Source organism: Streptosporangium sp. NPDC049644 (genome assembly GCF_040675205.1).
Classification (GTDB): domain Bacteria; phylum Actinomycetota; class Actinomycetes; order Streptosporangiales; family Streptosporangiaceae; genus Streptosporangium; species Streptosporangium fukuiense.
Genome location: NZ_JBFAOJ010000048.1, coordinates 1 through 21433 on the forward strand (window position 1 = coordinate 1; position 21433 = coordinate 21433).

Consider the following 21433-nt stretch of genomic DNA (forward strand, 5'->3'; position numbering starts at 1 on the left):
GGCCACACCAGGCGCCGCCACACCCACCTGCCGGCCCGGAACACGCGCACCGCAACGCGGCACATGTCCCGGAGGGCGTCCAGCACCGCAGCGGCGGCGCTGTCCGGGCCGTCGCACGCGTTCGCCGAACTCGACTTCCGCGGCCACATGCTCCAGCACCTCCTCATCGGCATGTACGCGCCGCTCGCCCTGGTGCTGGGCGCGCCGATCACGGTGCTGCTGCTCGCCCTGCCCGCCGCCCACGCCCGCCGCCTCATCCGTCTCCTGCGCGGCCGCCCCGCCCGCGCCCTGACCCGCCCCTGGGTCGCGCTGTCGCTGAGCACCGGCAGCCTGGGCGTCCTGTACTTCACCCCCCTGTACCAGGCGACCACCACCCGCCCCGCCCTGCACACGCTCCTGCATCTGCACTTCCTGGCCGCCGGATGCCTGTTCGCCTGGGTCATCGCCGGCCCCGATCCCACCCCCGGCCGCCCGGGCGTGCCGGCTCGCCTCGTCGTCCTGGGCGTCGCGATCGCCGCCCACGCCGTCACCTCCCAGCTCCTGTACGCCGGGTTCCTCATCGGCGTCCAGGCCCCCATCACCCAGATCCGCGGCGGCGCCGAACTCATGTACTACGGCGGCGACGTCGCCGAACTCCTCCTGGCCGTCGCCCTCGTCACCACCTGGCGCCCGCCCCCCGCCACACGCCTGGGTGCGCGTGGCGGGACGACGCCCGCGCGGTTGACGACCTCCATCAGTCCTGCTCCCCACCGGAGGTGGTGATCGTCCCACCGGCGTCCCCGGCGAGTGCGCGGCTGATGACCAGGCGCTGGATCTGGTTGGTGCCCTCGAAGATCTGCATGACCTTCGCTTCGCGCATGTAGCGCTCGACCGGGAAGTCGCGGGTGTAGCCGTACCCGCCGAGGACCTGCACGGCGTCGGTGGTGACCTTCATGGCGTTGTCGGTGGCGACCATCTTGGCGATGGACGCCTCCCGGCTGAACGGGCGGCCCCGGTCCTTCAGCCGCGCGGCGTGCAGGGTCGTCGCGCGGGCGCTCTGGACGGCCGCCTCCATGTCGGCGAGCAGGAAGGCAAGGCCCTGGTGCTCGATGATCGGCTTTCCGAAGCTCTCCCGCTCCTTCGCGTACGCCACGGCCTGGTCGAGCGCCCCCTGGGCCAGGCCGGTGGCGACCGCCGCGATGCCCAGCCGGCCGGAGTCGAGGCCGGCCAGCGCGATCTTGAGACCGTCGCCCTCCGCGCCTATCCTGCGCCGGGCGGGGACACGGACGTGATCCAGGCGCATGGTGGCGGTCGCGGATCCGGTCAGGCCCATCTTCCGCTCGGGCGGATCGGCGCTCAGGCCCTCCGCGCCGGCGGGGACCAGGAAGCAGGAGATGCCCTTGCGATCGTCGGAGGTCCGCGCCATCACCTGGTAGAAGTCGGCGTGCCCGCCGTGGGTCGTCCACGCCTTCGCGCCGTCGAGAACGTAGTCGTCCCCGTCCCGTACGGCGCGGGTGCGCATGGCGGCGGGATCGGAGCCCGCGTGCGCCTCGCTCAGGCAGTACGCGCCGAGCAGGTCACCGCCGAGCATGCCGGGCAGCCACTCCTCCCGCTGCTCCGCCGTGCCGAAATCGACGAGCCCGAAGCAGGACAGGGCATGCACGCTCACACCGACGCCGATGCTCGACCAGACCGCCGCGATCTCCTCGAGCACCTGCAGGTACACCTCGTACGGCTGGCCTCCGCCACCGTACTCCTCGGGATAGGGCAGCCCGAGGACGCCGACCGCGCCGAGGGTCCTGAAGACCTCACGCGGAAACTCCTCGTCGGCCTCCGCCCGAGCGGCCCGGGGCGCGAGCTCCTTGCCGACGAGGTCCCGGACGAGGTTGATCAGATCAGCGCTCTCGCTGGTGGGCATGACACGCGACGCGGGCATGGGTGATCCTCCGAGGACTAATTCGAGTACCACAGTATCAGATCTGGTACTCTGCCATAGAGTCGGCGGCATGCCACTTCCAGGGAAGGCTCGCGCGCGCCGCGAGGAGATGCTGGTTCAGCTCCGGGAGCTGTTCCTGACCGAGGGATTCTCTTCGTTCAACATCGGAGACCTGGCAGAACGGTTGCGGTGTTCGAGAACCACCCTGTACGCCGTGGCGCCGAGCAAGGAGCAGATCGTGGTCGCGGCCGTGCGCTCGTTCTTCAAGTCCGCGGCCGAACATGTCGAGGCCCGGGTCGCGGCCTCCGACGACCCGGCCGGACGACTGGCGATCTACCTGGAGACCGTCGCCTCGGAACTCCAGCCCGCCTCGGCCGTGTTCTTCGCGGACCTGGCCGGCTTCGGCCCGGCCAACGACGTGTACCAGGAGAACACCCGGTACGCGGCCCGGCGGGTCCAGGCCCTGGTGACCGAGGGAGTGCGGGCCGGAGCGCTGCGCCCGGTGCACGCGTCGTTCGTGGGAGCCGCCGCGGCCGAGGTCATGGGCGCGATCCAGCGCGGGACCATCCAGGCGAGCACCGGGCTCGACGCCGCCGAGGCGTACCGGCAACTCGCCGACCTGGTCATGACCAGCCTGACCGATCCGAAGGAGAGGACGACACCGTGACCACCGAAAAGGGCGGGCCGCTGGCGGGCCTGCGCGTCCTGGAGCTCGCCGGGCTGGGGCCCGCTCCGCACGCGGCCATGGTGCTCGCGGACCTGGGGGCCGACGTGGTCCGGGTGGATCGGCCGAGGGGCCGGGCTCTGGAACTCGGGAGCCCCGGCGACGCCGATGCCGTCCTGCGCGGCCGGCGCTCGATCCCCGTGGACCTGAAGGAACCGGAAGGGCGGGCTCTCGTCCTGGATCTCGCCGAGCGCGCCGACGTCATGATCGAGGGCTTGCGGCCCGGCGTGGTGGAGCGGCTCGGCGTCGGGCCACAGGAGTGCCTGGCGCGTAACCCCCGGCTGGTCTTCGGGCGGATCACAGGGTGGGGTCAGGACGGGCCGTTGGCCGGGGACGTCGGTCACGACATCAACTACATCGGGCTGACCGGCGCGCTGCACGCCATGGGCCGGGCCGGCCAGGCGCCCGCTCCCCCGCTCAACCTCGTCGGCGACTTCGGCGGCGGATCCATGCTGCTGCTGGTCGGCGTGCTGGCCGCGCTCTGGGAGCGCTCACTGTCGGGCAGGGGGCAGGTGGTCGACGCCGCGATGGTGGACGGGACCGCGCTCCTGAGCCAGATGGCCATGGCGCTTCGCGGCATGGGAGTGTGGCGTGACCGGCGGGAGAGCAATCTGCTCGACGGCGGTGCCCCGTTCTACGACACCTACGAGTGCGCGGACCGGCGGTACGTGGCGGTGGGAGCTCTGGAACCCCAGTTCTTCTCGGCGCTGCTGGACGGGCTGGGCATCGACGCGAACGACCTCGGGGCGCAGCACGACCGCGCGGGCTGGCCTGAGATGAGAGGGCGCTTCACCACCACGTTCGCGTCTCGTACGCGTGAGGAGTGGGCCGCGCGGTTCGCGGGCACCGAAGCGTGCGTCACCCCCGTGCTGACCTTCGCCGAGGCGGCCGAGCATCCCCATCTGGCGGCACGCGCCACGTACGTCGAGGTGGGCGGGGTGGTTCAGGCGGCGCCCGCGCCGAGGTTCTCCAGAACTCCCAACGCGCGACCCGAACCGGTCGACGGCCGGGCGCTGACCGCGGCGGAGGCTCTCGCGCGGTGGGCGTAGCCGGTGCGCCGAACTCCCCCGCCGGGTGTCAGCCGGGTGGCGCGGCGGCGCCCTCGATCTGCTCGGTCAGCAGTTCGGCGAGCACGGCGACCCGTTCGACGGCTTCGACCGCCTTGGCCGCCGGAACCGAGATGCTCAGCCGGGTCGCGCCGGCCGCGACGTACTCCGCCAGCCAGGCGGCGATCCGGTGGTCCTCCCCCACGCCGCACAGGTGGAGCAGGCGAGGAGCGGCGGGGCCGAACCAACGGCCGAGGCTCGACTCCAGCTCCTGCCCGGACTGGCCGGCGGACGCGCACCAGACATTGAGCCCGAACCAGTCCGGAGCAGGGCGGCCCAGGGCCGCCGTACGCCGGACGATCTCCTGACGGGTCTCGCGATACCGGCGAGGCGTGCACAACAGCCCCAGCCAGCCGGATCCATAGGTGGCCGCGCGCTCGACCGCCGCCTCCCCCGCCCCGGCGATCACCAGGGGCGGAGCGGGCCCCGTCGTCGCGATCGACGCCTGCTCCAGGTCGAAATGCACGCCATGGTGGTCGACCACCTCGCCGCGCATGAGCCGGCTCAGCACGTCGAGACTCTCGTTGAGACGCTTTCCGCGGCTTCGGGGGTCGACACCGCAGTTGGCGGCCTCCCTGGGGTCGTCGCCGCCTGCCCCTACGGCAAGGACGAGACGTCCGGGTGCGAACGAGGTCACGGTGGCGAGCTGACGGGCGGCGATCAACGGGTGCCGGAGCGCCAGCTGGAAGGCGCCGACGACCACGCGGAGTTCGGGCCCGGCCGCCAGGAGCGCCGCCGCCGCGAGGAGGCCGTCGATGCCCTGACCTCCCCGGTAGCTGACGTGGTCACCTACCGACACATGGTCGAGGCCGGCGTCGCGGACCGCCCGGGCGAACCGGGCGAGATCGGTGGCGGGCGCGGTGAGCAGGTCCGGCTGGATCGCGATCCCCACCGCGCAGGTCCTGCGCGGCGCGGTCGTCCCCACGGCCGTCACCGGTCGGCCTGAAGCGGATCGAGGCCATAGAGCTCGTTGTGCTCGCCCAGCGCCGGGACATCGGGACACTCCGTGATGGCCTGTCCGTCGAAGAGCAGCGGTTGCCGTACGGACCGGTGACCTGACGGGAGGTCGAGCAGCAGTCGGCGCGCCTTGACCTGCGGATCGTCGAACACCTCCGGGACACGGCGAACGTGGCCGCAGCTGACACCCCGTCGTTCCAACCGGCCGATGACATCATCGGACCGCCGCGCGGCGAGCGCGCGGGACAGGAGTGTTCGCAACCGGTCGGCGCGACTCTCCCGTTCGCCGGTGGAGAGGCCGCCCAGGTCGCCCAGCCCCAGCTCGTCGCAGAGCGCGGCCCACTGCCGGTCCTCCCCGGCGATCGCGAGCGTCACCGCACCACCGTCCCCGCACCGGAACATCCCGTACGCCGGTTCCCGTGGCGGATAACCCGTGGTCTCCTCGCCCGCCAGGTGTCCCCCCATCCGTACCGCCTGCCAGGCCACCAGGCAGTCGAGCATGGAGACATCGACGTGCGCCCCACCGCGAGCCTGACGTGCGAGCAGGCCGCTCAGTACCCCGATGACGGCGAAGGCTCCCGCCACGAGATCGGCGGCCGGAACCACGCCGACGCCGTCCTGCGCCCCGTCCAGCAACCCGGCCCGCCCCTGCACGGTGAGGTCGTGGCTGCCGAGTTCACGATCCGGCCCGCTCTGGCCGTAGCTCGACACCGACACGACCACCAGGTCGGGGAAATCCAGCCGAAGCCGCTCCGGGGAGAGGCCCAGTCGTTCCAGAACGCCGGGCCGGAAGCCCTCGATCAGGACGTCGGCGTCGGCCAGCATGGACCGGAGGGCCGCCCGCCCCGGCGCCGTCTTGAGATCGAGCGCGACGGACCGCTTGTTGCGGTTCAACGCGCGAAAGAGGGCCGGATGACGCCGGGTGGGGTCCCCGGTCGGCCGCTCGACCATGGTCACCCGCGCGCCGAGGTCGGCCAGCACCATGGTGGCGAAGGGCCCGGGGTACTGCTCGGCCAGGCTGACGACGACGATCCCCGCCAGAGGTCCGGAGCTCATCCGACCGTCCACCGGGGCTCACGGCGCTCGGCGAACGCGCGGGGGCCCTCGACGAAGTCCGGATGCGACCAGTGGGACCGCACCAGCGACCAGCCGTACTCGGCGGACTGCGAATAGGGCATCTCGGTCGACGCCCACACGGCCTGCTGGGAGAGGGACACGGCCTGCGGCGAGTTGGCGGCGATGTCCCTGGCGATCTGCAGCGCCGTCTCCATGAGCTGGTCGGGCGCGGTCAGCTCTTCGACCAGGCCGAGCTGGTACGCCCGTGCCGCGGGCAGCCGGAAGTTGCGGCCCTGGAGTGTCATGCGGAGGGCGGTGCCGAGCGGGAGCCGCCTGGCCAGGCCGGTGTTCTCGATGCCGCCCACCTGCCCCACGTTCACGTGGCTGTCGAGGAACTGCGCGTGCTCGACGGCGACCACGATGTCGCTGTCCACCACGAAGTGGAGGCCGGCGCCGGCTACCAGCCCGTTGACCGCGCAGATGACGGGCTTCCACACACGGTTCTGGCGGGAGGTGAAGTGCAGTTCGTCGGTGATGTTGCCGCTGCCCATGGCGACCTGCCCGCTCTCCGCGACGGAGTCGACGTCGACCCCGGTGCAGAAGTGCCTGTCGCCCGCGCCCGTGATGATCACGCAACGGATGTCGTTGTTCATCCGCACCTCCTCCCAGACGGCGCGGAAGCTCGGGAACATCGACACGGTGATCGAGTTGCCCCGGGCGGGACGGTTCAGGGTGATGCGCGCGATGCCGTCGGCGACATCGAACAGCAGATCGGCGTCGACGCCCTCGGGCAGGTCACCGAACGGCACAGGCATGGGGAACTCCTGGGACTCTCTGGGGTGATTCTGGGTGGCACGGACCGGTCACCGGCCGCCGGCCGCCCTGGAGTGCGTCAGAGGCGTGACCGGAAAGTCCCGCCTCTCCTCCAGGACGTGGTGGTGCAACGCCAGGGAGTGGGCACGCATCAGCGTCGTCGCCTGGTGCCGGTCGCCCGCCGCGATGGCCGCGATGATCATGCGGTGCGTCTGGAGCACGCGACGCTGCTGCTCCAGCGCGGGGTAACCGGAGGTGATGGCGACGACGTCGGCCCACTCCAGCTCCTGGGTCGACCAGAGGCCCGCCAGGGCTCCGGCCGTCAACGTGAGCGTCGCGTTGCCGCACAGCTGGACGAGCGTCTCGTGGAACTCCCGGCCCACGAGGGTGAACTGGTGGGCGACGCCGAGCGCGCGTTCCTGCTTGTCCACCAGGTCGTTGAGCTGCGGGACGACCTCGTGGTGCCGGTCGGGGCGGGACGCCGCGACCCCGGCGCAGAGTGGCTCGATCTCACTGATGGCGTCGGCCAGGTCGCCGACGGTGACCTGGTTGAAGCGGAGCAGGAGTCCCAGGCTGTAGGTGGTGCCGATCTGGGAGGGCGCGTGAACCACCGCCCCGCCCTGGTTCCCGCGGCGCACCGACACGAGCCCTTCGGCCTCCAGGATGCGCAGCGCCTCCCGATAGGACGGCCGGCTCACGTTGAGCTCGCGCATCATCTCCTCCTGCCTCGGCAGGAGCGAGCCCTCCGGCAGTTCCCCGCTGATGATCCTGTTCCGGATCGCGTCCGCCACCATCTCCGCGATGGCGGGCTGCGCCATCTGCGGAAGGGTTCCGGCAGTCTGCCGGAGTAGATCGGAGTCGCTGCTCACGCAGCCTCCTTCGGCTTTCCTCAGTCTTCCACCGTCACGGAAACTTACTGTACAAAGATAACACAGATTGCTGTTCGGAGCTGATCGGTTAGGAGACGATGATGACGACTGAAGGTTGCACTCCGATGACCTTCGCGCACGCGTTCTGGCAACGCTCCCGCGAGCGCCCCGACCAGCCGGCACTCGCCACCTCCGAGGTACGGCTCTCCTACCGAGAGCTCTACCACCGCGCCGGGGTGGTGGGCCGGGCGTTTCGCGAACTCGGGGTCGAACGCGGCGATCGGGTGGCGGTGCTCGCGCCGAACCGGCTCGAAGTGGCACTGCTCATGGTGGCCGCCGGCACGGCCGGCGTCGCCGTCGCGCCGGTGAACTGGCGGCTCTCCGCCGAGGCGGCCACGGCGGTGGTGGCGGATCTCGCACCGAAGGCGGTCTTCGCGGCCGGCGCGTTCGCCGAGGTGGCGCGGGCCGCCACGGACGTGCCGGTGGTGGACCTGGACGACGGGGACCCCCGGTGGCTGGGGCTCGGGCCCACCGGCGGGATCGCCCCCCACGCGGTCCGCGGCGCCGATCTGATCGCCATCATGTCCACCAGCGGATCGACCGGGCGGCCCAAGGGCGTGGCGATCTCCCAGCACGCGATGGTGTCCCGCGCGCTGGTGCTCCACGCCGAACTGGGCGTCCAGCCCTCCGACGCCTTCATCGGCTGGGCACCGCTCTTCCACATCTCCTCGTCCGACTACCTGTACGCCACCCTCGTCCTGGGCGGCACTTTCGTACTCCTGGAACGCTTCGACGCGCAAGTCATCGCGAATGAGCTGGTCGACCGCGAGGTGGGCTGGCTCTTCCTGATTCCCGGCGTGATCGACGAGGTGCTCGGCGCGCTGGGGGACCGGCGTCCCCGCTCGCTCAGATGCGCGGGCGCGATGGCGGACCTGGTCCCCGCCGAACAGCTCCGCGAAGCCGAGCGCCGGTTGGGCGCGCCCTACCTGAACACCTTCGGGAGCACCGAGGCGGGCCTGGTCCCCGGCGCTTCGGCGGTCGTCTGGGCCGGGGACCGGCCACTGCTCGACAAGCGCCCGACGCTGTTCTGCCAGCACCGGGTGGTGGACGCCGACGGCAGGGACGTCGACCCCGGCTCGGCCGGTGAGCTGTGGCTGCGCGGCCCGACGCTGTTCAGCGGTTACTGGTCGGCCGGCGGCCTGTCCAGGGCGGAGTTCACCGACGGCTGGTTCAGGACCGGCGACCTGGTCCGGAGCGGGGACGGCGGCGCGCTCGCCTTCGTGGAACGGCGCGGGCGCATGTTCAAGTGCGGCGGCGAGAACGTGTACCCCGCCACGATCGAGCGGGCCCTGCTGGGCCATGCCGCCGTTGTCGAGGCGACCGTGGTGCCGGCTTCCCACCCGCGGTTCGGGCAGGTGCCCGCGGCCTACCTGGCATTGGCGTATCCGACCGACGCACGCGAGGTGGTGGAGGCCGCGACGGCGACGCTGGCCCGCTTCGAGCGCCCTCAGGCGGTGCACGTGCTGACGGCGGAGGAGTTCCCCAGAGGCGTTACCGGCAAGGTGGAGCGCGACCTGCTCGGTCCCGCGCACCCGGTCTGCGGGCCCGGGTGCTTCGCCACCAACCGTTGACTATCTTCTAAAAGATAGCTTAGATAGCCGTCACCAACCTCACAAGCCAGAGGAGCCACATCGTGATATCCAGGCCCTCGTCGACCTTCGTCCACGTCGAGGTGGCGGATCGTGTCGCGTGGCTGACGCTCGACCGCCCGCGGGCGAAGAACGCCCTCAACCGCGAGATGTACGCGGCGGTGCGCGACGTGGCGCGTGCCGTGCGCACCGACACCTCGATCGACGCCCTCGTCGTCCAGGGCTCCGCGGGGTCCTTCGCCGTGGGCGGCGACCTCAAGGAGATGCTGGCGCTGCTCTCGTCCGCGGACCCGGCGGCGATCCTGTCGTACGAGGACGATCTGCCGTTCGAGGCGCTGCGGCAGGTGCCCAAGCCGACCGTCGCGGTCATCGACGGCCTGTGCATGGGCGGCGGTCTCACCCTGGCCATGATGTGCGACCTGCGCCTGGCGACCGCGACGTCCACCTTCGCCATCCCGGAGGCCCGGGTGGGGATCGTGGACGGACACCTGCCGCGCCTGCTCCGGGGGCGGGTTCCGGACGCCGTGCTGCGGCGCTGGATGTACACGGGCGCGCCGTTCACGGCCGAGGAGGCCATGCGTGCCGGACTGCTCTCCGAGGTCGCCACGGACGCCGGTGACCTGGAGGGCAGGGTGCGCACCCTCCTCGGCCAGCTCAAGGAGTCCTCGGGGACGGCCGTCGCGAAGCTGAAGTCGATCTTCAACGAGGCGATGCCCCTGCCGTCCATGAGTGATGCCTACGACTCGCTCCTGAGCGAGGAAGCACGACTTCATCTCCAAAGGTTCGGGGCGAGAGTGAAGCCGGATGTCCCAGAAGTTCCACAAGGTGATGAAGGGATCGACCAGTGATTCACAAGAAGACGAGGACCGCCGCCGCGGTGGTGGGCGGCCTCGTGGCGACGATGGTTCTGGCGGGCTGCGGCGGCGGCGCGGCCGAATCCTCGTCCGGTGACTACCCCATCGGGATGTCCATGGACCTGTCCGGCGCGATCTCCTTCAACGGCAAGCCGGCGGCGGCCGGATTCCAGGCCTACGTCGCCGACCTCAACAGCCGGGGCGGGGTGAACGGCAAGAAGATCGATCTCAAGGTCCTCGACGACGGCTCCGACGTCGCCAAGGGCAGGGCCAACGTCCAGCAGTTCGTGTCCGAGAAGCGGCTGGCCACGTTCGGCTTCATCCTCTCCAACCTCAGCCTGGCCACCCTGCCCGTGGCCACCCAGGGCAAGATGCCGATCGTCGGGCTGGGCGGGCCGGCCAGCCTCTTCGACCCGGTCCAGTCCTACTACTTCTCCTACGAACTCAGGGCGGAGCGCCTGGAGTCGGCCATCCTGAACTACCTCGCCACGCGCGCGCAGGAGGACGGGATCGAGAAGCCGCGTATCGCCGTCTTCTCCGTCGACACACCTTCCAACCGCGACATGGTGAAGCTCGCCACCCAGGACGTCACCGACCGGGGCTGGACGGTCTCGACGGTCCAGTACATGCCCGTCGCCCCCACCGACGTGACCGCGCAGGCCTCCGAGATCAAGGGAAGCAAGCCCGACTACGTCCTGATGAGCCACAACGACGCCGGGTCGCTCGTGGCGGTGCGCGGCCTGCGCGCCCAGGGCGTGGACGTGCCCGTGGTGAACCAGTGGGCGGGCTCCTCCGACGCCACCCTCAAGCAGCTCGGCGACAGGTACGCGGCGTTCCGCACCTACGCGAGCCCGACCGAGACCGGCAACGCCGCCGTCGACGCGATGAAGGCGGCGGCGACCAAGGCCGGCGAGGCGAAGAACATGACCAACCCCTACTTCACCCAGGGCTGGGTCGCCGGTTCCCTGCTGGAGAAGACCCTCCAGGCCTGCGGCGCGGAGTGTTCGACCGGGCAGAGCTTCCGGGACGCCCTGGAGAAGCTCGGCGAGATCGACACGAACGGCCTTTCCGGGCCGCTCCAGGTGAGCGCCGAGAGCCACGAACTGGTGAAGACCGTGCGCTTCTTCAGCTGGGACCAGAGCACCGACCAGGCCAAGCCGCTGACGGACTGGGTCAAGGCCGTCTCGTGATCGCTCTCCCCCCGCCGCGGAGGGTCCGCCGATGCTGACCCTCCTGCTCGGCGCGCTGACGCTCTCCGCCGTCTACGCCCTGGTGGGCTTCGCCTGGGTACTGCTCCGGCGCACCAACGGCATTCTCAACCTGGCCACCGGCGCCCAGCTGGCGCTCGGCGCGTTCATCTTCAACCAGTACGCCACCAGCTGGGGGTTGCCGTGGCCGGTGGTGGTGCTCGGCACTCTGGCCACCGTCGCCGCCCTCGGCGCCGTGACGCACTGGGTGGTGTTCAGGAAGCTGTCCGGACAGCCCGAGTTCGCGCTGGTGGTGGCCACGCTGGGCCTGGCGAGCGCGCTCAAGGGCGTCAGCTCGCTCATCTGGGGCACCGAGGCGCGCGTCATGCGGGAACCGGTGCCGAGCCACGTCATCGCCTTCGGCGATGACGTGTCGACCACGCTCTACGGCCTGTGCGGGCTCGGGGCCGCCGTCCTGGTGTTCACCGCGGCGCACACCTTCTTCAAGTTCTCCTCCGTCGGGATCCGCATGCGGGCCGCGGCCGAGAACCCCGTGCTGTCCGCACAGGGCGGCATCGCCGTCGACTGGGTCTACGTCCTGGGCTGGGCGATGGCGCTCACCGCGGCGGCCGTCGCGGGGATCATGTACGCCTACCAGACCGCGCTGAGTTTCCACGGCGTGGAGGCACTCGGCATGCGCGGTCTCGCCCCGGCGCTGATCGGCGGCCTCACCAGCATCAGGGGAGTGATTCCCGGCGCCCTGATCGTGGGCCTGGCCGAGACGTTCGGCACCAAGTTCTTCGGCGGACCGGTGCAGGACGTGGCCGCCTGGATCGTCATCCTCGTGGTGCTGCTGATCCGGCCCCAGGGACTGTTCGGAGACAAGCAGGTGCAGCGGGTATGACGACGGTACGGACCCTCTTCGACGCCGCCGCGACCACGAGCGAAGGACGGGGCCTCGCGCTGCGGCGCGTCGCGATCCTGGCCCTGGTCTGCGTCCTGCCGGTCGCCCTGCGCGACTACCAGCTCTCCCTGGTGACCACCGCCCTGATCGCGGCACTCGGCGCGCTCGCCCTGACGCTGGTCACCGGGTTCGTCGGCCTGGTGACCGCGGGCAACAGCGCGCTGCTGGCGCTCGGCGCGTACGGGGCGGCGATCGGAGCGGTGCAACTGGAGCTGCCCTTCCTGGTCGTGCTCGTCGGCTCGGTGCTGGTCGGCGCCGCGGTCGGGCTCCTCGCGGGCCTGCCGGCGCTCCGGGTGTCGGGGATCTACCTGGCCATCGCCACCCTCGCCCTGCACTTCATCCTCATCTTCGTGTTCAACGAGTACCAGACCCGGGCGGTGGGGTCGGCGGGATTCTTCCTCCCGGCGGCCTCGATCGGCGGGCTGACCATCGACACGGCCATCGAGTGGTACGTCGTGCTCGTCGTGGTGGTGCTCGCCACCTGGCGGCTGGTCGAGAACCTGAAGAAGAGCAGGTTCGGCCGGGCGTGGATGCTGATCAGGGACACGCCGCTGGCGGCGGCCAGCCAGGGGATCTCGCTGCCGGCCTACAAGCTGGCGGCCTTCGTGGTCTCCTCCGCGATCATCTCGATGTCGGGAACGTTCCTGGCCTATTTCCAGCAGGCGGTCTACATCGAGAACTTCACGCTGGAGCTGGCGATCCAGTACATCGCGATGATCATCATCGGCGGAATGGGATCGAGTGGCGGGGCCATCGCGGGCGCGTGCTTCGTCGTCCTGCTGCCGCCCATGTTGTCCCGGGCCATCGCGCTGCTGCCCTCCGACGCCGTGGTGGCGGGGTTCCTCCAGCAGAACCTGGGCGACTTCCAGCTGATCATCTACGGCACCCTGGTCGTCGTCTTCCTGATCTGGCGCCCGGACGGGCTGGCCGGTCTCGGCCAGAGGCTGGCGACCCTGCGGGTGCGGTCCGGAAAGGGGGCGCGATGAGCAGCCCGTTGCTGGAGGTCCAGTCCCTCACCGTCTCCTACGGCGGGGACAGCGTCGCGGCGGACGGGGTCGACCTGGTCGTACGCGAGGGCGAGGTCTGTCTCGTGCTGGGCGCCAACGGAGCGGGCAAGACCTCGCTGCTCCGGGGCATCGGCGGATTCGCCTCCAGCGAGTCGGGACGGGTGCGCGGCGGACGGGTGAGGTTCGGCGGCGCCGACGTCACCGGCCTGTCGCCGCGCGCCATGGCCAAGCGCGGGCTGGTGCTCGTCCCTGAGGAGGCCAAGGTCTTCGCGAGCCTCACGGTGGACGAGAACCTCCGGGCCGTTCCCATGGCCGGTGGCAGGGCGGCGCGCAAGGCGCTGGTGCACGAGGTCACCTCGATGTTCCCGTTCATCGCCGAGCGCATGGGACTGATCGCCGGTCAGCTCAGCGGCGGGGAGCGGCAACTACTGGGCATCGCGCGGTCGCTGCTGCTGAAGCCTCGGCTGCTGATGGTCGACGAGGCCTCGCTGGGCCTGTCGCCGATCGCCGTCGAGATGGTCTTCGACATGCTGCGCTCGGTGGTGGCGTCCTGGGGGACGACCCTGCTGGTGGTCGAGCAGAACGTCCGCGCCGCGCAGGGCATCTCGGACAACGCGTACGTGATGGAGACCGGGTCGGTGGTGCTCAGCGGTCCCGCGCACGAGGTGCTCGGCAGCGAGCGGGTACGGCAGACCTACCTCGGCCTGGAGATGTGAGAACGATGTCGGCGGAATCGAAGAACATGTCCGGCTCCTCGGCGGTGCGGACCGAGGCCCTTAACGTCTGGCTGGGCGGCACGCACGCCGTGCGCGACGTCACCGTGGCGTTCGCGGCAGGCGCGACCTCGGGCCTGGTCGGCCCCAACGGCGCGGGCAAGAGCACCCTGCTCAACTGCATCAGCGGCCTGGTCCCGGCCGGCTCGGGCGAGGTCTACCTGTACGGAGACAGGACGACCGGGATCAAACCACACCAGCTCGCGATCCTGCGGATCGGCCGGTCCTACCAGGGCGCCCAGCTCGTCGCCGAGCTCCCGGCGGTGGACAACGTGATGGTGGGCGACCACGTGGGCCTGCGCACCGGCCTGGTCTCGGCCGCTCTCGGCCTGCCCGGTGCCCGCAGAGCCGAACGCGCCGCCCGGGACCGCGCGCTGCACGCGCTCGAACGGGTCGGTCTGTCGCAGTACGCCCAGCGGCCGGTCAAGGAGCTTCCGTACGGCGTCCAGAAGCGGGTTGACCTGGCCAGGGCGCTGGTCAGCGACCCGCGGTGCATCCTGCTGGACGAGCCGATGGCCGGGCTCTCGCGCGCGGAGAAGGAGGAGGTGGTGGAGGTGCTCGCCGGTCTCCGGGTGGACGGCGGGCCGACCCTGGTCGTCGTGGAGCACGACATGCGGGTGATCAACCAGCTCTGCTCGGACGTGGTGGTGCTGGCCGCGGGGGCCGTGCTCGCGGCCGGGCCGCCGGAGACCGTCCTGAACTCGCCGGAGGTCGTCGCGGCCTATATCGGACGCGGCGACAGCCGCTCGGAAGAACAGGCGGGCAGCGAGTGAATCCCATTCCGCGGCTTCTGGACACCTGGCTGGGCGGTGGTGCCGCACTCCGGGTGGACGGCGCCGACGTGCCGGAGACGTCGCTGCTGCACAGGGTGTGCGCGGTCGGCGAGCAGTTGCGTTCGCTCGGGATCGACGGCTCGTCCCGGGTCGCGACCCTCATGGACAACAGCGAGGAGGCGATCGCCGTCTGGTTCGCCTCGGCGTTGCTCGGCTGTCTGGAGATACCGCTCAACACCAACTACCGCGGTGAGCTCCTCACCTACCTGCTGCGCGACTCGAAAGCGGAGGTCGTCTGCTGCGACGCCCAGCACCTGGCCACCGTGCTGGCGTGCGTGGCGGGCACCGATGTCCGCCACGTCCTGGTGTCCGGCGGCGCGGCCGAAGACGTCCAGGGGAGGGCTACGGTCCACGCGCTGGCTCCCCCGTCAGGTGCGACGGACTTCGGGAGGTTCGCTTCGGCCACGGCGTCGGGTGTGGTCCTCTACACCTCCGGCACCACCGGGCCGTCCAAGGGCGTACATCACTCGCAGGAGTCGTGCGTCGAGCTGGCCCGCGCCGTCGCGCGGCTCAACGGCTACGGTCCCGGCGACACCCTGCTCAACTTCTTCCCGCTGTACCACCAGAACGCCCGGTACACGGGCGTCGCCGCCGCGCTCGTCGCCGGGTGCGGTTTCCAGCTCGACCGCACGTTCAGCAGCTCGCGGTTCTGGGAGATCTGCCGCGCGGGCGAGATCACCGCGTTCAACTACCTGGGCTCGGTGCTGGGGATGATCCTCAAGTCGTCGCAGGAGCTCGGTGACGCGCAGGCGCGTGACCACCCGGTCCGGCTCGCCTGGGGCGCGGGCGCGCAGCGCGAGGTCTGGGCCCGGTTCGAGGCCCGCTTCGGCGTGGCCATCACCGAGGTGTACGGGCTGAGCGAAGCGCCGATGGCGACGATCAACCGCTCCTCCGACCCCTCCCCCGTCGGGTCCGTCGGCCGCGAGGGGGACCTCTTCGAGGTGCGGGTGATGCGGCCGGACGGCCGGCAGGCGGATCCGGGCGAGATCGGCGAGATCTGCCTCCGCCCCAAGCGGCCCGACATCTTCATGCGGGGGTACCTGGGCAGGGACGGGGACACCGTGACGGCCACCCGGGACCTGTGGTTCTGGTCGGGCGACTCGGGCTGGCTCAATCCGGACGGGGATCTGTTCTTCAGCGACCGCATCAAGGACGCGATCCGGCGCAAGGGGGAGAACATCTCGGCCTGGGAGGTCGAGACCGTGCTGCTCGCGCAGCCCGGCGTCATGGACTGCACCGTGTACGCCACCCGCCCGGACGCCTCCGGCGAGTCCGGCGGAAACGACGTCGCCGAGGAGGAGGTCATGGTGGCCCTGGTGCTGGCGTCCGGGGCCGACCTGGACGAGGTGATCGCGCGTGCCGCCGAGGACATGCCCCGCTACGCGCTCCCCCGGTACTGGCGGGTGCTGCCCACGCTCCCCCGGACGCCGACCCACAAGGTGGAGAAGGCGCGCCTGCGGGCGGAGGGACTGACCTCCGGCGTGGTGGACCGCCTGACAAGCAACGATTCAACGGACAGGTGAGTGAACCAAGTGGACTTGGACATCAAGGGCCGGGTGGCGATCGTCACCGGCGGCAGCAAGGGCATCGGCCTGGCCGCCGCCGAGGAGCTCGGCCGGGCCGGCGTCAGGCTGCTTCTGTCGGCTCGGGGGGAATCCGAACTGACGGCCGCGGTGGACCGGCTGCGGGACGCCGGGATCGACGCCGTCGCGCACGTCGCCGACGCCGCCCGGCCCGGTGCCGTCGACGGCGTGTACGAGGCCGCGATCGCCGCGTACGGCCAGGTGGACATCGCGGTGTGCGTGGCCGGCGGCGGGCACGGCCCGCTGCGTACCTTCAGCTGGGAGGAGTGGATCCGGCTGTACGAGCTCAACGTGCTCAGCGCGGTGGCTCTGGCGATGAAGTGCGTACCGGCCATGCGTGAACGGAAATGGGGCCGCGTCCTCTTCGTGGGGTCGACCGCCGCGCGGGAGGCCGACCCGCGCTGGGCGGCGTACGGCGCGGCGAAGGCCGCGCTCCTGCACACGGCGAAGTCGCTGGCCCTCGCCTACGCCAAGGACGGGGTCCTCACCAATTGCGTGCATCCGGGCCTGACCAGGACCGAGGGCATCGTGGCGGGCTACCAGGCACAGGCGGAGCGCCTCGGCTCGACCCCCGAGGAGGTCGAGCGCCGCATGCTCGAACTCCAGCCCATCCCGGCGGGACGGGTCGGCGAGGCCCGCGAGATCGCGGATGCCATCGCCTTCCTCTGCTCGGAACGGGCGTCGTGGATCGCGGGCGCGTCGCTCCAGGTGGACGGGGGGACGATTCGTGTCACTCCCTGAGCAGGGTACGGATCTGGCCGGCGAGGTGCGGGACTGGTGCCGGTCCCAGGACGCCGCCGGCTGGCGCGACCGCATGAGCGCGGCGGATCCGGCGGAGCGGGCCCGGTTGCAGCGGGCGTGGTTGCTCCTGCTGGCCGCACAGGGGTACGCCGTCCCGCACTGGCCCGCGGCCTGGGGTGGCGGCCGGTCGCGAGCCGATCAGCTCACCATCGCCCGCGAGCTCATCCGGGCCGGCGCCCCCCGGCTGGACATGTACTTCGTCGCACTCCACCACGCCGCGGCCACGCTCGTCATCGCCGGCTCGGACGAGCAGCGGGAGGCGTACCTGCCGGCGATCCGCGACGGGCAGCGGTGGTGCCAGGGGTTCTCGGAGCCCGGCGCGGGCTCCGACCTGGCGAGCCTGCGCACCCGCGCCGAGCGGCGCGGCGACCACTACGTCGTCAACGGCCACAAGACGTGGTCCAGCAGCGCGGAGTTCGCGGAGATGTGCCTGCTGCTCGCCCGCACGGGCGGTCCGGGGCGGTCCGGCATCTCCTACTTCCTGCTCGACCTGTCCTCGCCCGGCGTGTCCGTCCGGCCGATCCGGAACGCGAGCGGGCAGGACGAGTTCTGCGACCTCTTCCTCACCGACGTCGAAGTTCCCGTGACGGCCCTGGTCGGCGCGGAGAACGAGGGCTGGCGGATCGCGAACGCCACCCTCGGCGAGGAGCGCGGGCTCACCATGCTGGAGCGTTCCGAGGAGATGGTCGCCGGCCTGCGGTACCTGACGCTGGCGGTGGCCGCGCTGCCACCCGAGGAGCGGGGTGCCGCCCTTGAGGCGCTGGGGGCCTATGCCGAGCGGGTGGAGTCCTTCCGGCTGCTGGTCGCCCGCGTCCTGGACGCCTCGGTCGACGGCGCGGACACCGCCGCGGCCTCCATCCTCAAGCTCGTCTACAGCGAGCTGCTGCAGGACATGAGCAGGGAGGGGCTGGCCATGGCGGGACTGGCCGGGCACGAAGGACGGCACGGCTGGTCGGGCACGTGGCAGACCGGGGACTGGTTCGACGACTACCTGCGGTCCTGGGAGTGGACCATCGGCGGCGGCACCAACGACATCCTCCGCAACGTCGTCGGCGAGCGCATCCTGGGCCTGCCGCGAGGAGGCTCCCGATGACCGACGAGCGTTCGAGTTTCCGGCAGGTCGTGCAGCGGGTGCTGGCCGACTCGTGGCCCCCGCTGGCCGAGTACGCCTCCGGTGCGCTTCCGCCGAACGCGGAGCGGCTGCGTAAGGTGTCGGACGAGCTGGGCTGGTGGGAGCTGGAGGACGAGGACGGCGGGTTCGAGTTCGCCTCGATCGCCGTCCAGGCACTGGGCGGCGCCCTCGGCCCGGGCGAGCTGCTGCAGGGCCTGTGCGTCAATCCGGTGATCGCGGGGTTGGCGGATCCCCGGCGGGTGGCGTGCTCGTGGAGCGGCTCCGGTCCGCTGCGAGGCGGTTTGGCGGGTGAGGTCTCCTGGTGCCTGGCCGCGGGGGACGACGTGGAGCACGTGCTCGTCTTCGCGGAGCAGGCGGGCGAGCCCGTGGCCGCCCTGGTCAGGCCGCGCGGTGAAGGCTCCCGGCTGGAGCCGATGACCGGCTCCGACCCGACGCGCGGGTTCTGGCGCCTCGTCATGGACGGCGTTCCGCCCGGCGAGCCGGAGATCCTCGCCCGAGGCGACGAGGCGACCGTGCTGATGCGCGCGGTCGAGCGGCGCATCTCGGTGGGCCTCGCGCTCGACAGCCTCGGGATCGCCAGGAGCGCGCTCGCGCTCACCGTGGCGTACGCGAAGATCAGGGAGCAGTTCGGGGCGCCCATCGGTTCCTTCCAGGCGGTCAAGCACCGCTGCGTGGACATGTTCGTCCTGGTCGAGACCGCCGACGTCCTGGTGGAGGCGGCGGTGACGGCGGTGGCCTCTGGCGAGCCGCTCGGCCCGTCCGGCGCCGCGTCGGTCGCCATGGCCAAGGCGGCGAGCTGTGACGCTGCGGCCGAGGTCACGCGGCTGGCCCTGCAGACCCACGGCGGCATCGGTTACACCTGGGAGCACCCCTGCCACCTGCTCGTACGGCGGGCCAAGCTCAACCAGGCCCTCGGCGGGAGCACCCGGTCGCTGCGGCGCGCCGTGGCCGACGGCCTGCTCCTGAACATCCCATCGCATGGTGAGAGGAGATGACTGCCGTGCTCGACTTCACCACGGGAGAGTCCGCCGCCGAGCTTCGTGGCAGGTTGCGGCGGATGGTGGCCGAGTTCTTCCCACCGGACTTCCTGGGGGCCTTCACCGACGATCCGGCCGACCTGGCGATGACACAGCGCTTCTCGCGTCTGCTCGCCGACGAGGGACTGCTGACGGTGGCCTGGCCCCGCGAGTTCGGCGGCTCCGACGGATCGGTCTGGGAACAGACGGTGGTCCGCGAGGAGATGTGGGCACACCACGAGCCACGGGGGGCCCAGTACATGGGCCTGAACTGGGTCGGGCCCGCGATCATGGCGTACGGGACGGCGGAGCAGAAGGCCCGGCACCTGCCTCCCATCGCGACCGGTGAGACGATCTGGTGCCAGGGTTTCAGCGAACCGGAAGCCGGATCGGACCTCGCCTCCCTCCAGACGCGCGCGGTGCGGGTCGGCGACCACTGGGAGATCACCGGGCAGAAGATCTGGACCTCCTACGCCGGCATGGCCGGCTGGTGCGTGCTCGCCGCCCGTACGGGGGCCAAGGACAGCGGCCGGCGGGGCATCTCGCTCTTCCTGATCCCGATGGACCGCGAGGGCATCACGGTCCGGCCGCTGCGCGCCATGCTCGGCCCGCACCACCTCAACGAGTGCTTCTTCGACTCCGTCGTCGCGACCGACGGCGAACTGCTGGGCGAGCCCGGCGCGGGCTGGAGCGTCATGAAGACGGCTCTCGCCCATGAGCGCGTCGGTATCGCCAGGTACGCGCGTTGCGAACGGCTGCTCTGGTCGTTGCGGGACGTACTCCGCCACGAGTGGGGAGAGCTCGACGAGGGGGGCAGGAACGACTGGGCCGGTGCCCTCGTCCAGGTCCGGGTGGCGCGCCTGCTGGCCTACCGCGTCGTCGAGCGCCAGGAAGGGAACAACGTGGTCGACCTGGAGGCCAGTCAGGCACGGATCGCGTCCACCGCCTGCGACCAGCTGGTGGCCGAGGTGATGTCACAGCTGCTCGGGCCGCGTTCGCTCCTCGGCCCGGCGGCCGGCGCACCGTCGTACGGGGCGTTCGAAGACCACTGGCGGTACGCCCAGGCCGCGACGGTCGCCTCGGGAACCACTGAGATCCAGCGCGAGATCGTGTCGCGTGAGCTGCTCGGCCGCCAGGCGGTGGGCTGATGCGGATCGAACTTCCGGAAGCCGCGCTGGACTTCGGCCGGGTCGCCGACGGCGCGCTGCGCGACCTGGGAGGCGTGGATCTGGCGCGGAGCGCGGAGTCGGACCTGGGCGCCGCGGCCAGGGCGCGGGAGTGCCTGGCGAGCATCGGGCTGTACGACATCGACCCACGCGGCGGCCTCGACGACGCCGTGGCCGCCGCCGAGCTCTGCCGGGTGGGCGGGAGCCACGCCGTGCCGTTCCCCCTGGCCGGGGTCCTGCTCCGGACGTCCGCCGAGACGCCTTTCTCGCTCGTCGACGCCCGCCATCCCATCATCGACCACGCCCGGGCCGCCGAGACCTGGACGGCCGCCACCATCGAGGGGGACCTGTTCGACGCGGAGCCCGTCGCCGCCGTGGAGTCGAAGGTCGCGCCGTTCGCGATGACGGTCCGGCTGCGGCCCGTGGCGGGCGGCGCGGCCTCCGTGCTCGACCGGCGGCTCGGCCTGGTGCTCGGGGCCTACCATCTGCTCGGGATCGGGCAACGGGCGCTCAAGGTGGCGATCGAGCACACCAAGGTCCGCAAACAGTTCGGTCAGCCGCTCAGCGACTTCCAGGTGATCCGGCACAGCCTGGCCGATCTGTCCGTCGGGCTGGAGGGGCTGGACCTGCTGTGCCGCTTCAGCCTGTGGAGCACGTTCACGGACACCTCCCCGTCGCTGGTGGACGCCCTGAGCGTGCGCCTGGAGGCGCAGCGGGTCGTCAAGCACACGCTGCGCACGGCGCAGCAGTTTCACGGCGCGTCCGGTTTCGCCGACGAGTACGACATCTCGGTTCTGGTACGCCACGCCCAGCCGGGGCTGCGGCTCCCCACCGACCGCGGGGCGACGATCGCGCTGTTGCGTACCGCGATCGAGGAATTCGGATTCGCCGGGCCTTTCTCCCCCGCGGAAGAGCGGACCGCGCGCTGAGCCGGTCCGCACCCGGGTGGCGTGTCCTCGCAGGCTCCCGCGCGGGGTTCTCCTGCCGCCCGGGATCTCAGCTCAGTTCGTTGTGGTTCACTGAGGAAA

General features: G+C 71.3%; 21 protein-coding genes. 16 read left to right on the forward strand and 5 right to left on the reverse strand.

What is annotated here, in order from left to right; all coding sequences use genetic code 11:
- Positions 1-762 (forward strand): cytochrome c oxidase assembly protein (locus AB0J58_RS25110; RefSeq protein ID WP_364219494.1); only part of this gene is annotated, 762 nt, incomplete at its 5' end.
- On the opposite strand, the gene AB0J58_RS25115 is transcribed toward AB0J58_RS25110, so the two are convergent.
- Positions 734-1915: an acyl-CoA dehydrogenase family protein gene (locus AB0J58_RS25115; protein WP_364219497.1), complete on the reverse strand. Its 1182-nt coding sequence runs from the start codon at positions 1913-1915 to the stop codon at positions 734-736. The genes AB0J58_RS25110 and AB0J58_RS25115 overlap by 29 nt on opposite strands.
- Before the next feature lie 70 nt (positions 1916-1985).
- Between AB0J58_RS25115 and AB0J58_RS25120 the strand changes: the two genes are divergently transcribed.
- Complete coding sequence (locus tag AB0J58_RS25120; protein WP_364219500.1) at positions 1986-2582, forward strand: TetR/AcrR family transcriptional regulator; 597 nt, start codon at positions 1986-1988, stop codon at positions 2580-2582.
- Entirely contained in the window at positions 2579-3688 is a 1110-nt protein-coding gene (locus AB0J58_RS25125) for a CaiB/BaiF CoA-transferase family protein (protein WP_364219503.1), read from the forward strand. The genes AB0J58_RS25120 and AB0J58_RS25125 overlap by 4 nt, the downstream gene beginning before the upstream one ends.
- A gap of 28 nt (positions 3689-3716) precedes the next feature.
- Here the strand turns inward: AB0J58_RS25125 and AB0J58_RS25130 are convergent, their stop codons facing one another.
- Genes AB0J58_RS25130 through AB0J58_RS25145 form a run of 4 tightly spaced genes read right to left on the reverse strand, consistent with a single transcriptional unit; the run spans position 3717 to position 7440 of the window.
- Positions 3717-4670 carry an LLM class flavin-dependent oxidoreductase gene (locus tag AB0J58_RS25130; RefSeq protein WP_364219506.1) on the reverse strand — a complete coding sequence of 318 codons (954 nt, stop codon included), beginning with the start codon at positions 4668-4670 and terminating at the stop codon, positions 3717-3719.
- A gap of 5 nt (positions 4671-4675) precedes the next feature.
- Positions 4676-5758, reverse strand: coding sequence for a CaiB/BaiF CoA-transferase family protein (locus tag AB0J58_RS25135; RefSeq protein WP_364219509.1), 1083 nt, complete (start codon positions 5756-5758; stop codon positions 4676-4678).
- Positions 5755-6573 (reverse strand): enoyl-CoA hydratase/isomerase family protein, encoded by an 819-nt coding sequence (locus AB0J58_RS25140; protein WP_364219512.1) that lies wholly within the window; start codon positions 6571-6573, stop codon positions 5755-5757. Before AB0J58_RS25140 ends, AB0J58_RS25135 begins: the two co-directional genes overlap by 4 nt.
- A 48-nt stretch (positions 6574-6621) precedes the next feature.
- On the reverse strand, positions 6622-7440 hold the full coding sequence (locus AB0J58_RS25145) for a GntR family transcriptional regulator (RefSeq protein WP_364219515.1): 819 nt from the start codon (positions 7438-7440) through the stop codon (positions 6622-6624).
- A 125-nt stretch (positions 7441-7565) separates the two neighbouring features.
- Here AB0J58_RS25145 and AB0J58_RS25150 point away from each other — a divergent pair, with 125 nt between their 5' ends.
- From AB0J58_RS25150 to AB0J58_RS25210, 13 genes are all read left to right on the forward strand, one after another.
- Positions 7566-9071 (forward strand): class I adenylate-forming enzyme family protein, encoded by a 1506-nt coding sequence (locus tag AB0J58_RS25150; protein WP_364219518.1) that lies wholly within the window; start codon positions 7566-7568, stop codon positions 9069-9071.
- A gap of 62 nt (positions 9072-9133) precedes the next feature.
- Positions 9134-9937, forward strand: coding sequence for an enoyl-CoA hydratase/isomerase family protein (locus AB0J58_RS25155; protein ID WP_364219521.1), 804 nt, complete (start codon positions 9134-9136; stop codon positions 9935-9937).
- Positions 9934-11133 (forward strand): ABC transporter substrate-binding protein, encoded by a 1200-nt coding sequence (locus AB0J58_RS25160; protein WP_343963582.1) that lies wholly within the window; start codon positions 9934-9936, stop codon positions 11131-11133. The genes AB0J58_RS25155 and AB0J58_RS25160 overlap by 4 nt, the downstream gene beginning before the upstream one ends.
- Before the next feature lie 31 nt (positions 11134-11164).
- Entirely contained in the window at positions 11165-12034 is an 870-nt protein-coding gene (locus AB0J58_RS25165; protein WP_364219524.1) for a branched-chain amino acid ABC transporter permease, read from the forward strand.
- A complete protein-coding gene (locus AB0J58_RS25170; protein ID WP_364219527.1) occupies positions 12031-13080 on the forward strand; it encodes a branched-chain amino acid ABC transporter permease in 1050 nt (349 codons plus the stop codon). Before AB0J58_RS25165 ends, AB0J58_RS25170 begins: the two co-directional genes overlap by 4 nt.
- A complete protein-coding gene (locus tag AB0J58_RS25175) occupies positions 13077-13817 on the forward strand; it encodes an ABC transporter ATP-binding protein (RefSeq protein WP_364219530.1) in 741 nt (246 codons plus the stop codon). Before AB0J58_RS25170 ends, AB0J58_RS25175 begins: the two co-directional genes overlap by 4 nt.
- Positions 13818-13822: 5 nt before the next feature.
- Entirely contained in the window at positions 13823-14647 is an 825-nt protein-coding gene (locus AB0J58_RS25180; protein ID WP_343963590.1) for an ATP-binding cassette domain-containing protein, read from the forward strand.
- Positions 14644-16230, forward strand: coding sequence for an AMP-binding protein (locus AB0J58_RS25185; RefSeq protein WP_364219533.1), 1587 nt, complete (start codon positions 14644-14646; stop codon positions 16228-16230). Before AB0J58_RS25180 ends, AB0J58_RS25185 begins: the two co-directional genes overlap by 4 nt.
- Positions 16231-17031, forward strand: a complete 801-nt coding sequence (locus AB0J58_RS25190; protein ID WP_364219536.1) for an SDR family oxidoreductase — start codon at positions 16231-16233, stop codon at positions 17029-17031. It abuts the gene before it with no gap.
- Positions 17018-18184 carry an acyl-CoA dehydrogenase family protein gene (locus AB0J58_RS25195; RefSeq protein ID WP_364219539.1) on the forward strand — a complete coding sequence of 389 codons (1167 nt, stop codon included), beginning with the start codon at positions 17018-17020 and terminating at the stop codon, positions 18182-18184. Before AB0J58_RS25190 ends, AB0J58_RS25195 begins: the two co-directional genes overlap by 14 nt.
- Entirely contained in the window at positions 18181-19218 is a 1038-nt protein-coding gene (locus AB0J58_RS25200) for an acyl-CoA dehydrogenase family protein (RefSeq protein WP_364219542.1), read from the forward strand. The genes AB0J58_RS25195 and AB0J58_RS25200 overlap by 4 nt, the downstream gene beginning before the upstream one ends.
- Complete coding sequence (locus AB0J58_RS25205; protein ID WP_364219545.1) at positions 19215-20387, forward strand: acyl-CoA dehydrogenase family protein; 1173 nt, start codon at positions 19215-19217, stop codon at positions 20385-20387. The genes AB0J58_RS25200 and AB0J58_RS25205 overlap by 4 nt, the downstream gene beginning before the upstream one ends.
- Positions 20387-21334: an acyl-CoA dehydrogenase family protein gene (locus tag AB0J58_RS25210; RefSeq protein ID WP_364219548.1), complete on the forward strand. Its 948-nt coding sequence runs from the start codon at positions 20387-20389 to the stop codon at positions 21332-21334. Before AB0J58_RS25205 ends, AB0J58_RS25210 begins: the two co-directional genes overlap by 1 nt.
- Positions 21335-21433: the final 99 nt, after the last annotated feature.

Excerpts from the sequence above, each read along its gene's own strand:
- AB0J58_RS25180 (WP_343963590.1), top strand. The coding sequence starts at position 13,823 with ATGTCGGCGGAATCGAAGAACATGTCCGGCTCCTCGGCGGTGCGGACC.
- AB0J58_RS25200 (WP_364219542.1), top strand. The coding sequence starts at position 18,181 with ATGACCGACGAGCGTTCGAGTTTCCGGCAGGTCGTGCAGCGGGTGCTG.
- AB0J58_RS25170 (WP_364219527.1), top strand. The coding sequence starts at position 12,031 with ATGACGACGGTACGGACCCTCTTCGACGCCGCCGCGACCACGAGCGAA.
- AB0J58_RS25135 (WP_364219509.1), bottom strand. The coding sequence starts at position 5,758 with ATGAGCTCCGGACCTCTGGCGGGGATCGTCGTCGTCAGCCTGGCCGAG.
- AB0J58_RS25150 (WP_364219518.1), top strand. The coding sequence starts at position 7,566 with ATGACCTTCGCGCACGCGTTCTGGCAACGCTCCCGCGAGCGCCCCGAC.
- AB0J58_RS25210 (WP_364219548.1), top strand. The coding sequence starts at position 20,387 with ATGCGGATCGAACTTCCGGAAGCCGCGCTGGACTTCGGCCGGGTCGCC.
- AB0J58_RS25140 (WP_364219512.1), bottom strand. The coding sequence starts at position 6,573 with ATGCCTGTGCCGTTCGGTGACCTGCCCGAGGGCGTCGACGCCGATCTG.
- AB0J58_RS25115 (WP_364219497.1), bottom strand. The coding sequence starts at position 1,915 with ATGCCCGCGTCGCGTGTCATGCCCACCAGCGAGAGCGCTGATCTGATC.
- AB0J58_RS25175 (WP_364219530.1), top strand. The coding sequence starts at position 13,077 with ATGAGCAGCCCGTTGCTGGAGGTCCAGTCCCTCACCGTCTCCTACGGC.
- AB0J58_RS25205 (WP_364219545.1), top strand. The coding sequence starts at position 19,215 with ATGACTGCCGTGCTCGACTTCACCACGGGAGAGTCCGCCGCCGAGCTT.
- AB0J58_RS25165 (WP_364219524.1), top strand. The coding sequence starts at position 11,165 with ATGCTGACCCTCCTGCTCGGCGCGCTGACGCTCTCCGCCGTCTACGCC.
- AB0J58_RS25120 (WP_364219500.1), top strand. The coding sequence starts at position 1,986 with ATGCCACTTCCAGGGAAGGCTCGCGCGCGCCGCGAGGAGATGCTGGTT.